Raw genomic sequence first — 12,695 nt, forward strand, 5'->3', positions numbered from 1 at the left:
AATTGCAATTACATGCGTGACTAACCGTGCAGTTTTATTACGTCTAAGCATTCTACCTCCTGTTTTAGTTGAGCTAATAAATTAAGTTCAGCAAAAGAGGCGTATGAGTTACCAATGATTAAATGATCTAGTACCTCAACATCTATTAGCGATAAAGCTTTAATCAGTTTGCCGGTTATAAGTTTATCTGCTGTGGATACCTCTACGTTCCCTGAGGGGTGATTGTGCGCGAGTATTACACTTGCGGCGTTAACTCTTAGGACGTCCTTTACAACCTCTCTGGGATACACTGAGGCTGAATTAATTGTCCCAAAAAATAACTCCTTATATTCAATTATTTCATTGTTATTGCTTAAGTAAATTATCGAGAATACTTCCTTCTCGTAGCTACCTAATTTCAGCTTTAAAAAATCTACAGTAGATCGTGGTGAGGTTATTTTCCCTTCTCTTTTTAAGCGTCGAAATAATATTCTTGATGCCAAATCAACAATTTCATCATCAGTCAAAATTGTATTATTTGTGCTTGGTAATTGCTGGCTTTTTAACATGTGGATCTCTTATGAATTGTTTGCTCATAGAAGTGATATAGATTTGAAAGTATTTGGAAAAGTGCTTTAGGAAAGCAAAGGAAGCCTAAAAGTATTTTTTTACGCAACTCCCTCATTAGATGACAAAAATTAGGAGTCATCAAATGCGTTTAATCAAATTAAAAGAAGTAATCGAAAAAACATCACTTGGCCGCTCAACAATTTATGAGTTTATGACTAAAGGCACATTTCCAAAGCAAGTATCATTAGGTGCCAAATCTGTAGCTTGGCTTGAGTCAGAAGTGGATGACTGGATTATGGAGAGAATAGGTGAAAGGGGATAGGCTTATGTAGTCACTTCATCATTTTATGATTAAGTAAACTGTTACTTGTATTAAGAGCCTTAGCAGCTCAATTATTAATGTATAGAGGGGTAGGCCATGCCTACCCCTCTATTTGATCTAATATTTAAATATGGAGTTTAGAAGCTTAAATACGGCCTTGTTCTTTAAGCCACCACTTTGGCGCCCAGCTGGTGGCACCTTTAAATAACTCCTCGTTTTCATTAAACGTATAAAACTGTTTTAACTCGTCGAGTACTGTTGAGCTATTTGATTCAATGTTTGAGTTTGGGTACATAGAGCGAAGCCAAAGACCAAAGTAATCGGTGAATTTAGGGTGCTCAGCTATTTGGTACCTACAGTTATCCATAACAGATCTAAAGTAATGACCCATGGCCAATAATAAGTATCCTAAATCTTCGTACTGTGTCTTTTTGCTTTCAAGGCAAGAATCTCCGTATTGCTTTAGTGTTTCCTTATCAATTTTCCACCTAGTTAATTGCTCAATATTCTCTAGTGGTGACTCATTATTAATTGGAGTACACAGTAAATCCCAAAACTTAGCTATAAGCTCGTCTTTTGGTTCTTTTGTTATACAGCCATCAAATGCTTTATTAATAAGCTCAGAGTACTTATCGATTAAGCAAGCACGGGGAACAGCATTGCTATTCAACGAATTAGCTTGCTGCATTAAATCGTGATAATTACGATAGCCTAAATCCCGCGAGCACTCTTCTAAGCATTGTGAGTGTGTTTTTTCTGGGTTTTGTTTATATAGTTTTTTTGCACGTTTTTTAACGTGTGCAATTAAATTTGAATTTGTATCTGACATGACGTTCTCCTCAAAGCCATTGAACAAAGTGCACCCCTCACCAAAAACAATGACGAAAAAAACGTTAAATTTGAATAGTTAGGTTCTCCTGAGGAGATTTCCCTTTGGGGTGGGGAGGCGCCCTTTTAAGCACCACAAATATGATGTCTTAAAATAACAGGTGTTGTCAACATAGATATTTCATAAGTAACCAATAACGTTACAAATAATATTTAATTTTGGTGTGTATAAGTTCGGCTGTTAGTAAGGGATAGCTAATATATTTACTTAGGAGTGTTCAATTTATTAAGTTTGTTTTACTCTGTCAGTAATAAGGGATTGTTTAGCGTTAGATTGAGTCAGTAAAGCTTAATATGGATATGAGCAAAAAACCATGCCATTGTATTTACTAAGCTTCCATCAACTACTCTGCTCATTAATGTATAATCTAACCTAGAAATCCTCAGCTTATCGCAAGTTAAATACAACGAGATTTAATAATGGAAAAAATAACGCTCTCACAGCTAGAGCAGTACCTCTCAAAAGCAGCCTGGATCTTAAAAGGGCCAGTAGATGCTTCCGACTTTAAAGTATACATATTCCCGCTACTTTTCTTTAAGCGTATATCTGATGTATATGACGAGGAGTACCGCTTAGCGCTTGAAGAGTCAGATGGCGATGAAGATTACGCCGCACTACCAGAAATGCACCGCTTTGAAATCCCACAAGGCTGCCACTGGCAAGATATTCGTGAAACTACCACCAACGTAGGTGCAGCCATAGAAAGCGCCTTACGTGGCATAGAGCAGGCCAACCAAGAATACCTTTACGGTATATTTGGGGATGCACAGTGGAGCAATAAAAATAAGCTATCTGATGCCTTACTCATTGACTTAGTTGAACACTTTTCACAATACATATTAGGTAATCAAAACGTTGACCCTGATATGCTAGGTAATGCCTACGAATACCTTATAAAACACTTTGCCGATCTAACTAACAAAAAAGCCGGTGAATTTTATACGCCTCGCTCAGTGGTGCATTTACTAGGGTTGATTTTAGACCCACACGAAGGCGAAACAGTTTACGACCCAGCATGTGGTACGGGCGGCATGTTACTTGAGTGTGTCGATAACCTAAAACACAACAACGAAGATTACCGAACGCTAAAACTCTACGGCCAAGAAAAAAACCTAACGTCTAGCTCTATTGCGCGTATGAACATGTTTTTACATGGCATAGAAGACTTTGAAATATTACGTGGCGATACACTGCGCAACCCAGCCTTTTTTGAAGCCGACGGCCTTAAAACGTTTGATTGTGTAATAGCTAATCCACCGTTCTCATTAAAAGACTGGGGCGCTGAAAATTGGGCTAACGACCCATACGGCAGAAACATCGCTGGAGTACCATCTAAAGCTAACGGCGATATGGCCTGGGTGCAGCACATGGTTAAATCCATGAACAGCACTGGTCGCATGACAGTTGTACTGCCACCAGGTCCATTATTCAAAAGCGGTGCAGAAGGAAAGATCAGAACTAAGTTGTTAGAACTAGATTTACTTGAAGCTGTCATTGGATTAGGAGAGAACCTATTTTATGGAACACCTATTTCAACCTGTATTTTAGTTTTCAAGCAAAACAAGCTTACTGATAAAAAAGGTAAGGTGTTGTTTATTGACGCTTCTGATCAAATTCGCTTAGGTCGAGCACAAAACTTCCTTGAGCCTAACCATGTCCAGCAAATTTATGATTGGTACCACAATTTTAAAGACGTAGAAAATTACGTAAAAGTAGCTTCTATGGACGAGTTAAAAGAAAATGACTTTAACTTAAACATACCACTCTACGTTGAAAAAATAATTGAAGACGATCTGCCATCAGTAGAAGAAGCAATGGCCGATTTAAAACAAGCCTGGCAAGCAAGCTTAGAAGCAGAAGAGAAGTTTAAAGCTGTTTTAAAAAGGTTTTTGTAAATGAACAAGCATTTAAATATCTTTAAAACATACGCTAAAGACAACCGTAGTTACCAGTTAGAGAACGATCTAACCAGGGCTTTAGCAATATGCTTGCAAGAAGACGCATTATTTTTTCATGAGGTACTAAAAGCCGTTATTGGCAACTCCGGATTGTACAACAGGCTATTTGAAGATCTCGACGGCGATACAGAAGTACAAATAGAAATACAAAAAAGAACCAGCCAAATACAAGAGTTTGAACAGGTTTTTGCCGTTTCGCTAAGCGAAAGCGCTATGTCTGACTTTTGGCAGCAAACTCATAACACTGAATACGACCCTATTTGCGACATGGTCATCACCATAAACAATATTTTAATTGTTATAGAAGCTAAAAGAGACAACATCGACTGTACTTCGCAACTGTATAACCAAATACTTAATATATTCACTAATCAAAGCAAGCGCCTTGAAGACAACAAACAAGCGATTACACCAGTTGATTTAAACTGGAAAAAACTAATGGTAATAGCTGTTAAGGTGGCCAGTTTTGAAAAAACCACAGCTAATGCAAATAGGTTTCTTAGTGATTTTATCCAATTAGTAAAAGAGCATAATTTTAGTTGGCTACCAGAGACGCCAATAGGTTCTTTAAAAACCGTTAATGCTAAATCAATTTCCAGGCGAATTGAGTCAGCACTTATAAAGTTTTGTGATGAGGATACCAAGGTAGAAAAGTTAGCCTACCGAGATAGGTTAGGTACCACATTTACTAAAAGGTGGGCTAATGAACTGCTATTTAATATAGACGCGAACACCGGTGACTTAATTGTCGATATTTACCCTGGTAATACCAAAGGCCAAGGGTATGACATTTTTCAAAATGAGCCGCAGTTTAATACCCAGCTAAATATAGATGATCAGTTTTACAGCACAAAAAAAAGCTACCATATCAAAATTATGGGGCAATCATACATAACAGGCCTGTGGCTTAGCGATAGCGACTTTAAAAAGCCTCTATACACTAAACAAAACTTTAATAAATACACTGGTAGAGTTAAAAGGGAGTCATGGAACACCATTGAGGCTCTATTAAACGACCACATAAGCTCAGACTGGAAAAGCGAATGCCAGTGGCAAGATAAAATCATCAATTCAAACAGGACACTGTTTAACATTGCCTTTGGTTATCAAATTAAAATTAGAATACCGTTTAATAAACTGTCGCAGTTAGATACTAATCACAGCGACATAACGCCATTAGCTAATTTAATTAATAGTATTTATAAAGCATTTGAAACAAGTTTGCTTATTGAGGAGCCATCAGCATGATGACCCAACAAGAATTAGAAAAATACCTTTGGGGTGCAGCCACAGCACTCAGAGGTACAATAGATGCCGGTGATTACAAACAGTACATATTCCCGCTTATGTTTTTTAAACGTATATCAGATGTATACGATGAAGAGTTTGAAAACGCACTCGCAGAAAGCGATGGCGATTTAGAGTATGCAGCCTTTGCTGAAAACCATAACTTTTTAATCCCTGAAGGCGCACATTGGAATGATGTACGTGAAACCACTACCAACATTGGTTTAGCACTGCAAAACGCCATGCGCGCTATTGAAAAAGCCAACCCAGATACCTTAGATGGTATTTTTGGCGATGCCAGCTGGACCAATAAAGACCGACTAACCGATGCCATGCTCACTAACCTTATTGAGCATTACTCACAGCACAAACTTAACTTAAAAAATGTACCCGACGACAAGTTAGGTAATGCTTACGAGTACTTAATTAAAGAGTTTGCTGACGATAGCGGCCATACCGCAGCAGAGTTTTACACCAACCGTACCGTGGTTAAATTAATGACCATGATAATGGACCCACAACCAGGTGAGTCAGTATACGACCCGACCTGTGGCTCGGGCGGTTTATTACTTAACTGTGCCTTGCACCTTAAAGACGAAGGCAAAGAATACCGCACCCTTAAATTATATGGCCAGGAGATTAACCTATTAACCTCAGCCATTGCCCGTATGAACATGTTTATGCATGGCATTGAAGAGTTCGATATTGTGCGTGGTAATACCTTAAGTAATCCCGGTTTGCTAGAGAATGACGAGCTAAAAAAATTCAATGTGATTTTAGCTAACCCTCCATATTCAATTAAATCATGGGATCGCAAAGCCTTTGAAAGTGATCCGCATGGCCGAAATGTATGGGGTACGCCGCCACAAGGTTGTGCTGATTATGCCTTTCAGCAACATATTCAAAAGAGCCTTGATTTAGGTAATGGTCGTTCCATTTCATTATGGCCACATGGCATTTTATTCCGTGATGCCGAAACAGAAATGCGTAAGAAAATGATCGAGCAGGACCAAGTTGAATGTGTCATTGGCCTTGGTCCAAACCTTTTTTATAACTCGCCTATGGAAGCCTGTTTGTTAATTACTAAAACAAATAAAATCGAGAGTAAAAAAGGTAAAGTACTAATCATTAATGCCGTGAAAGAAGTAAGGCAAGACAAGAACATTGCCTACCTTGAGCAAAATCATATTGAGCGTATTTACAATGCTTATCAAAATTATGCTGATGAAGAGGGTTTTAGCAAAGTAGTTACTATAGACGAAGTGCTTAATCATAAAGCCAGTTTAAATATGGCGCTTTATGTCAGTAATGTTGATAGCAGTAAAGTACAAATATCATTAGATGATGCACTCGATAACTGGAAAACATCATCAGAGCAGCTATCAAACAGCATGGATCAATTATTTAAGGAATTAGGTTAAATGTCAGAAGTAAAAACAGATTTAAACTCTTTTGATTCGAGATTGGACCTAAACAATTTAGATAAATCCAATTGGAAAACTTACCGCTTTGATGAAATTGCCAAAAACATTTCCGAGCGTGTAGATCCGAATAATACCGATTTAAAGGTATATATTGGCCTTGAACATATTGATTCTGAATCGCTACATATCAAGCGACACGGTACACCTGATGATGTAAACGGTCAAAAATTAAAGTTCTACAAAGGCGATATCATCTTTGGTCGCCGACGTGCTTATCAACGTAAAGCGGGCATCGCCACTTGTGATGGGTTTTGTTCAGCACATGCCTTGGTTCTTAGGGCAAATTCTAGTGTTATAGAACCAGAGTTGTTCCCGTTTTTTTTACACTCAGATCAATTTATGAACCGAGCAATTGATATTTCTGTGGGCTCTCTATCGCCAACTATAAATTGGGGAACATTGAAAAACCAAAGTTTCATTTTACCTCCAAAGGAAATGCAATCGAAGTTTATTAACTTGTTTTCATCTGTAAACGAATTAGTCAATGCCAAAACAATTGTGCTAAATAGACAGAAAGTTTTTAATTTTTCTAGGGAAAAGGCTGGGTTGCATGGTGAGAATATTTCAAAGAATGATCGCAAGGATACTGCTATTGGGTTACTACCAAGCTCGTGGAAAGTTGTCCCTCTTACTGAAGTCGCTTGGTTTCAAGAAGGGCCTGGCCTCAGAAAATGGCAATTTACAGATGAGGGAATAAAAGTAATAAATGTGACAAATCTTGTTGAAGGTAAACTAGATTTAACATTAACTAATAGGCACGTGTCTCTTGAAGAGTTCAATGCCAAATATCAGCACTTTGAATGTGATGAGAATGACATAGTTATTGCTAGCTCTGGAAATTCTTATTGCAAACATGGGGTTGTTAAAAAGCATGATTTACCATTAATGATGAACACAAGCGTGATAAGGTTTAAGCCACTAGATGGTGTAGACTTCAATTACCTTAATCAATTTTTAAAGTCAAAATCATTCAAGAAACAGATAGACAAGTTAATAACTGGTGCAGCACAACCTAACTTTGGGCCTTTTCATTTAAAGAAGGTGTTATTCCCATTACCTGAAAGCATAGATGAGCAAATTCATATAGGTTTAAAATTAGAAGAGTCTGATGATCGTATGGATCTTTTGTTAGAAAATTTAGATATTTCAAAGCAATTGCAATTAAGTTTAATAAACAAGGTGTTTTAGGTATGGGATTTACCGAATTAAATAGTGTGGAACACTACATCATCCATCAAATGACGGGCGTTAATTTTAACGTCTCTCATGGTAAAAATGAAGTTTCAGAACCAAAGCCAAAATCATTTGGAATTCAATGGCAATTCCAATCGCCAGAGCAATTAGGCCGTGGTGTTAATGAGGTTTTAGTTGAATCTGAATTGGTTAAAGCATTAATACGCCTTAATCCTGAGATTGAAGCTAACCCTAATTTGGCTGATGAAGTAATACATAAACTCCGTGCTATTTTAATTTCGGTAAATCAAGTTGGGCTAGTAAAAGCCAATGAAGAGTTTTTCGCTTGGATGACAGGTGAGAAAACTATGCCATTTGGCGAAAACAATCGCCACGTACCCGTTAACTTAATCGACTTTGATGATTTAACCCGTAACGACTACGTGGTGACTAACCAATACCGTATTCACCACCGTGAAACCAAAATACCCGATGTGGTATTAATGATTAATGGTATTCCTGTAGTGGTGGGTGAAGCAAAAACACCGATTAGACCCTCAGTAAGTTGGTTAGATGGTGCTCATGAAGTACATAGCATTTATGAAAATGCTGTACCTCAGCTATTTGTGCCAAATATCTTATCTTTTGCTACTGAAGGCAAAGAGTTGTTCTATGGCGCAATACGTTGCCCGTTAGAGTTCTGGGCTCCGTGGCGTGTTGAAGATGCACAGTTAACCCGTGCTGTTGGCTTATCGGGTGTAGGGGCTGAACTAACCGATTTATTAAGCCCTGAACGCTTGCTGGATATAATGCGAAACTTCTCGTTGTTTACCACTAATAAAAAGAAACAGCGTATTAAGGTAATACCGCGATTTCAGCAATATGAAGGTGCTAATAAAATTGTTCAGCGTGTGATTGAGGGTAAAGTTAAAAAAGGTTTAATTTGGCACTTTCAAGGCTCGGGTAAATCATTATTAATGGTGTTTGCTGCACAAAAGCTCCGCCGTGCTGCACAGCTTAAAAGCCCAACAGTTATTGTGCTGGTTGATAGAACCGATTTAGATACCCAAATTAGCGGCACCTTTAACGCGGCTGATGTCGCTAACGTGGAATCAACCGATAGCATTAAAGAATTACAGCAAATGCTAGAGCGTGATACTCGAAAGATCATTATCTCAATGATCCACAAGTTCCGTGATGCCAAACCTAATATGAACGAGCGTGAAAACATCATTGTATTAGTGGATGAAGCACACAGAACCCAAGAAGGTGATTTAGGCCGCCAAATGCGTGCTGCTTTACCTAATGCCTTTTTATTTGGTTTAACCGGTACGCCCGTAAACAAAGCTGATAAAAATACCTTTTGGGCATTTGGCGCAGAAGAAGATAAAGGCGGCTATATGAGCCGTTATACCTTCCATGACTCTATTCGTGATGAAGCCACCTTGCCACTTCATTTTGAGCCACGTTTGGTAGATGTACACGTAGATAAAGAAGCACTCGATAAAGCCTTTAAAGACTTTAAAGAAAGCGCCGCGCTAACAGATGAAGAAGCCGATGCGCTTAATCAAAAATCAGCCAAAATGTCAGCGTTTTTAAAATCACCTGAGCGCGTTGAAAAAATAGTCGAAGACATCGCCATTCACTTTATGGATAAAGTGGAGCCCCATGGTTTTAAAGCCATGATAGTGACACCAGACCGTTATGCCTGTGTGCAATATAAAGAGGAACTTGATAAACACTTTGATGTAGCGGCCAGTAAGGTGGTTATATCCACCAGCGCGAACGATGACTATGAGTTTAAGCAAAAATGGGGCGTAGATAAAAGCCAGCAAGAAAAGCTGGTGGATGAATTTAACGATGCAAAATCAGAGCTTAAATTTATTATTGTTACCGCAAAGCTGCTAACCGGGTTTGATGCACCTATATGCCAAACCATGTATTTAGATAAGTCGATTAAAGACCACACCTTATTACAGGCAATATGTCGTACAAACCGTTTATATCCCAATAAAACCTTTGGCTGTATTGTTGACTACTTTGGCGTATTTGACGATGCCGCAAAAGCACTAGAGTTTGATGAAGAAAGCGTACAACAAGTTATCTCTAATCTGAGTGAACTACGTGTGAAGCTTCCACAAGCGATGTCCGATACATTAGCTCACTTTATTGGTGTAGACAGAACTATTGACGGTTTTGAAGGCCTAGAGGCCGCACAGAACGCTATAAGCACCGATGATAAGAAAGATGCTTTTGCACTCGATTTTAAATACCTAGCCAAGCTTTGGGAGTCGCTTTCACCCGATAGCGTACTTGATGAATACAACGAAGATTACAAATGGCTAGCCCAGGTTTATGAGTCGGTAAAACCAGCCTCAGACAACATTGGTAAGTTGTTGTGGCTAACGCTAGGCGCACAAACAACACAACTCATACACGACAACGTGCATGTAGGTAATGTACATAACCTAGAAGAGTTTGTGCTTGATGCTGATGTTATAGAAAACATATTTAATAACCCAGACCCACGTAAAACAAAACAGCTTGAAAAAGAGCTAGCAAAGCGTTTTAAAGACCGTGGCGATTTACCTGTATTTAAATCATTAAGTGAACGACTAGAAGCCCTGCGCGACAAAGCCGAAAAAGGCCTAATAGCCTCAATCGACTTTGTTAAAGAGCTTTGTAAAATAGCCAAAGAAACCGTCCAGGCAGAAAAAGAATTAGACGACGAACTGCAAGAAAAAACACCCAAAGCCGCATTAACAGACCTGTTTTTAGAGCTTAAAGACGATCAAACCCCTGCTGTAGTAGAGCGCATAGTAACCGACATAGACGCTATTGTACGTGTTGTTCGCTTCCCAGGCTGGCAAACCACCACAGGTGGCGAACGCGAAGTACAAAAATCACTGCGCAAGGCACTACTTAAATACAAGCTCCATACAGACCAAATACTGTTTGATAGAGCGTATGGGTACATAAAGGAATATTATTAATGACAATTATTTTAGGGACTGGGTATGCAAGTTTTAGATGATATCTGGTCTACGATAAAAGGTAATGCAAAGACCAGAATCAAAGATCCCATAGCAGGAACGTTTATTGTTTCATGGTGTTTTTGTAACTGGGATAAATTAGCGCTTTTGTTTTGGGGTAAAGGCGACTTAGAGAAAAGAATAAATGCTTTAGTCGAAAGTATGTCTGTGTTGTCAAATCCAAGTCTATTAAAACAAGATTTAGATTTATTAGTAATACCTACTGTGCTCACTATAGGCTACTTATTTATACTTCCTTGGGCTTCTTTATGGGTGAAAGAAAAGCAAAAAAAGACAGCTGTTTTGCAGCATTCACATGCTGTTGATTTAGATATTGAACATACTAAAAAGCAATGGGAACTCAATAAGGAAAGGCTTAGAGCAAATCCTGAAAAAGACTTTTTAGCACAAGATGTAACATTAGATATTCAAAAAGAAAAAGATAGGGTAGAACGAAGAAATAGAATTCGAGATTACATTGATAAGAAAGTTAAAGCAGCTACAGCAATAGCTGATAAAGCTAAAGCAGATGCTGAAGCTGAACAAATTAGTTTAGAGAAAAAGCGTTTAGAGCTAGAAGAAAAACAACGCAAAGCAACCAAAGAAAAGCAACGGTATGAAGAGCAGTCTGCAATTCATAACGCCACTATGGCTTCGCATCGGTTTCCCGCTGTTTTTTATTTTATGGATTTGCTGTCTAACTCTTTAAAAGAGGATGGGGTTGCACTTACAGCATCAGGGCTTGCCTCATGTATTGCAGCTGTTTTTGGCTATGAAATAGCTGATGACCTTATAAATGACAAAGATTTTAATAATGAGAATCTGAGTAAACTTAAATATATTATTTTAGATAACGATTTAGCTAAAAAGTTAGATGATATATGTGAACTAGAAAATTCAGAGAATGAAGATTTAAGTTCGGATTTAATATTTGATCATACTCAAATGTTATTTGAGCGCCTTCCTTTTAAGCTTGTATCAGAAGATACATTAGCCGAAGAAATCTCAGAAAGGGTTAATGAAGATTCATATGATTTGTTAATGGGAGATGAGTTATCAGGACCGATGGCCGAAACAGATACCATTTTTGATGAAATTGAGTTATCAGTTGATGTTTATAATTTTAATACAAGCTTTGATGTAAAACTAAGTGGATATGCGAGTGGCTCTCACAGAAGGGAGTCAGATGTTCCGGGAAGGGATATAACTGTAAGTGTTGAGGCTAAATGCCAGCCAGTTATGGGCTATTTTGGCTTACAAGATTACGAACTTACTGTTAACGGTGCACCAAGGGATTACGACTAGGCTTTTAATTGTTATTTACGTTACATTGATTTCATATTGGAATTTAAGCGAGTTAAAGAATTTTGGGTTATGAGGATTTCATGACAGTATCAGTATCTCATATAACGCACATTGATAACCTGGCTAGCATTTTAGGTCAAGGTTGCTTATGGTCTGACGCTAAACGTATTGAGCTTGGTTTAGTTAACCAAAATATTGGCTATAACCATATTAAGCAACGCCGTTTAGTTCGCCCTGTAAAAGTGGCTGCGGGTGGTACAATTGGGCAGTATGTGCCGTTTAATTTTTGCCCGCGCTCAGTCATGTTGTATGTTATTCATTGCGGGCATGATGATTTTGGCGGTGGGCAAGATAAGGTATTACACTTAATTAGTGACACAGAAACTGTGTGCCTGGGAAACCAACATTGCTTTTTTACTGATATTCATGCTGATTTAGACTATGCAGAGCAAATTGATGATTTTACACGTATTAATGAGTTGGATATTAAACGTATTATTAATGAACGCTATTGGCAGGACTTTAAAGAAGAAAAACAAGCTGAGTTTTTAGCGTTTGAATCTGTACAATGGGCAGCTATTCGCCAAATAGGCGTAAAAACACAAGATGTTGCTAATGAAGTAAATATGCTACTTCAAACTGTGCAGCATAAACCAGAGGTCGTAGTTAGGCCGCAGTGGTACTACTGAGGTTAAG

Annotated in this window: 10 protein-coding genes; 8 read left to right on the top strand and 2 right to left on the bottom strand. The window is 38.3% G+C overall.

What is annotated here, in order from left to right; all coding sequences use genetic code 11:
- Window positions 1-20 precede the first annotated feature (20 nt).
- Window positions 21-548, bottom strand: a complete 528-nt coding sequence (gene radC, locus MTP24_RS00390) for a DNA repair protein RadC (protein ID WP_243532227.1) — start codon at window positions 546-548, stop codon at window positions 21-23.
- Between the two features lie 143 nt (window positions 549-691).
- On the opposite strand from radC, the gene MTP24_RS00395 reads away from it, so the two are divergent.
- Window positions 692-871 carry an AlpA family transcriptional regulator gene (locus MTP24_RS00395; protein WP_138764442.1) on the top strand — a complete coding sequence of 60 codons (180 nt, stop codon included), beginning with the start codon at window positions 692-694 and terminating at the stop codon, window positions 869-871.
- 145 nt (window positions 872-1,016) lie between these two features.
- Here the strand turns inward: MTP24_RS00395 and MTP24_RS00400 are convergent, their stop codons facing one another.
- Complete coding sequence (locus tag MTP24_RS00400; RefSeq protein ID WP_243532229.1) at window positions 1,017-1,700, bottom strand: hypothetical protein; 684 nt, start codon at window positions 1,698-1,700, stop codon at window positions 1,017-1,019.
- Between the two features lie 479 nt (window positions 1,701-2,179).
- On the opposite strand from MTP24_RS00400, the gene MTP24_RS00405 reads away from it, so the two are divergent.
- The 7 genes from MTP24_RS00405 (at window position 2,180) to MTP24_RS00435 (ending at window position 12,688) form a co-directional block, all read left to right on the top strand.
- Window positions 2,180-3,655 carry a class I SAM-dependent DNA methyltransferase gene (locus MTP24_RS00405; protein ID WP_243532231.1) on the top strand — a complete coding sequence of 492 codons (1,476 nt, stop codon included), beginning with the start codon at window positions 2,180-2,182 and terminating at the stop codon, window positions 3,653-3,655.
- Window positions 3,656-4,966, top strand: coding sequence for a hypothetical protein (locus tag MTP24_RS00410; protein WP_243532234.1), 1,311 nt, complete (start codon window positions 3,656-3,658; stop codon window positions 4,964-4,966).
- Window positions 4,963-6,426: a class I SAM-dependent DNA methyltransferase gene (locus MTP24_RS00415; RefSeq protein WP_243532236.1), complete on the top strand. Its 1,464-nt coding sequence runs from the start codon at window positions 4,963-4,965 to the stop codon at window positions 6,424-6,426. The genes MTP24_RS00410 and MTP24_RS00415 overlap by 4 nt, the downstream gene beginning before the upstream one ends.
- The gene (locus MTP24_RS00420; protein ID WP_243532238.1) at window positions 6,427-7,677 is read left to right on the top strand and encodes a restriction endonuclease subunit S; all 1,251 of its coding nucleotides are present in this window, start codon (window positions 6,427-6,429) and stop codon (window positions 7,675-7,677) included.
- A gap of 2 nt (window positions 7,678-7,679) precedes the next feature.
- Window positions 7,680-10,655, top strand: a complete 2,976-nt coding sequence (locus MTP24_RS00425; RefSeq protein WP_243532240.1) for an HsdR family type I site-specific deoxyribonuclease — start codon at window positions 7,680-7,682, stop codon at window positions 10,653-10,655.
- Between the two features lie 24 nt (window positions 10,656-10,679).
- Window positions 10,680-11,999: a hypothetical protein gene (locus MTP24_RS00430; protein WP_243532242.1), complete on the top strand. Its 1,320-nt coding sequence runs from the start codon at window positions 10,680-10,682 to the stop codon at window positions 11,997-11,999.
- Between the two features lie 80 nt (window positions 12,000-12,079).
- A complete protein-coding gene (locus MTP24_RS00435; RefSeq protein ID WP_243532244.1) occupies window positions 12,080-12,688 on the top strand; it encodes a DUF4433 domain-containing protein in 609 nt (202 codons plus the stop codon).
- Window positions 12,689-12,695 lie beyond the last annotated feature (7 nt).

Source organism: Pseudoalteromonas sp. APM04, from assembly GCF_022809815.1.
Classification (GTDB): Bacteria; Pseudomonadota; Gammaproteobacteria; order Enterobacterales; family Alteromonadaceae; genus Pseudoalteromonas; species Pseudoalteromonas marina.

Coding starts and splice junctions, on each gene's coding strand:
- MTP24_RS00435 (WP_243532244.1), top strand. CDS start 12,080: ATGACAGTATCAGTATCTCATATAACGCACATTGATAACCTGGCTAGC.
- MTP24_RS00420 (WP_243532238.1), top strand. CDS start 6,427: ATGTCAGAAGTAAAAACAGATTTAAACTCTTTTGATTCGAGATTGGAC.
- MTP24_RS00400 (WP_243532229.1), bottom strand. CDS start 1,700: ATGTCAGATACAAATTCAAATTTAATTGCACACGTTAAAAAACGTGCA.
- MTP24_RS00410 (WP_243532234.1), top strand. CDS start 3,656: ATGAACAAGCATTTAAATATCTTTAAAACATACGCTAAAGACAACCGT.
- MTP24_RS00430 (WP_243532242.1), top strand. CDS start 10,680: ATGCAAGTTTTAGATGATATCTGGTCTACGATAAAAGGTAATGCAAAG.
- MTP24_RS00395 (WP_138764442.1), top strand. CDS start 692: ATGCGTTTAATCAAATTAAAAGAAGTAATCGAAAAAACATCACTTGGC.
- radC (WP_243532227.1), bottom strand. CDS start 548: ATGTTAAAAAGCCAGCAATTACCAAGCACAAATAATACAATTTTGACT.
- MTP24_RS00425 (WP_243532240.1), top strand. CDS start 7,680: ATGGGATTTACCGAATTAAATAGTGTGGAACACTACATCATCCATCAA.
- MTP24_RS00405 (WP_243532231.1), top strand. CDS start 2,180: ATGGAAAAAATAACGCTCTCACAGCTAGAGCAGTACCTCTCAAAAGCA.
- MTP24_RS00415 (WP_243532236.1), top strand. CDS start 4,963: ATGATGACCCAACAAGAATTAGAAAAATACCTTTGGGGTGCAGCCACA.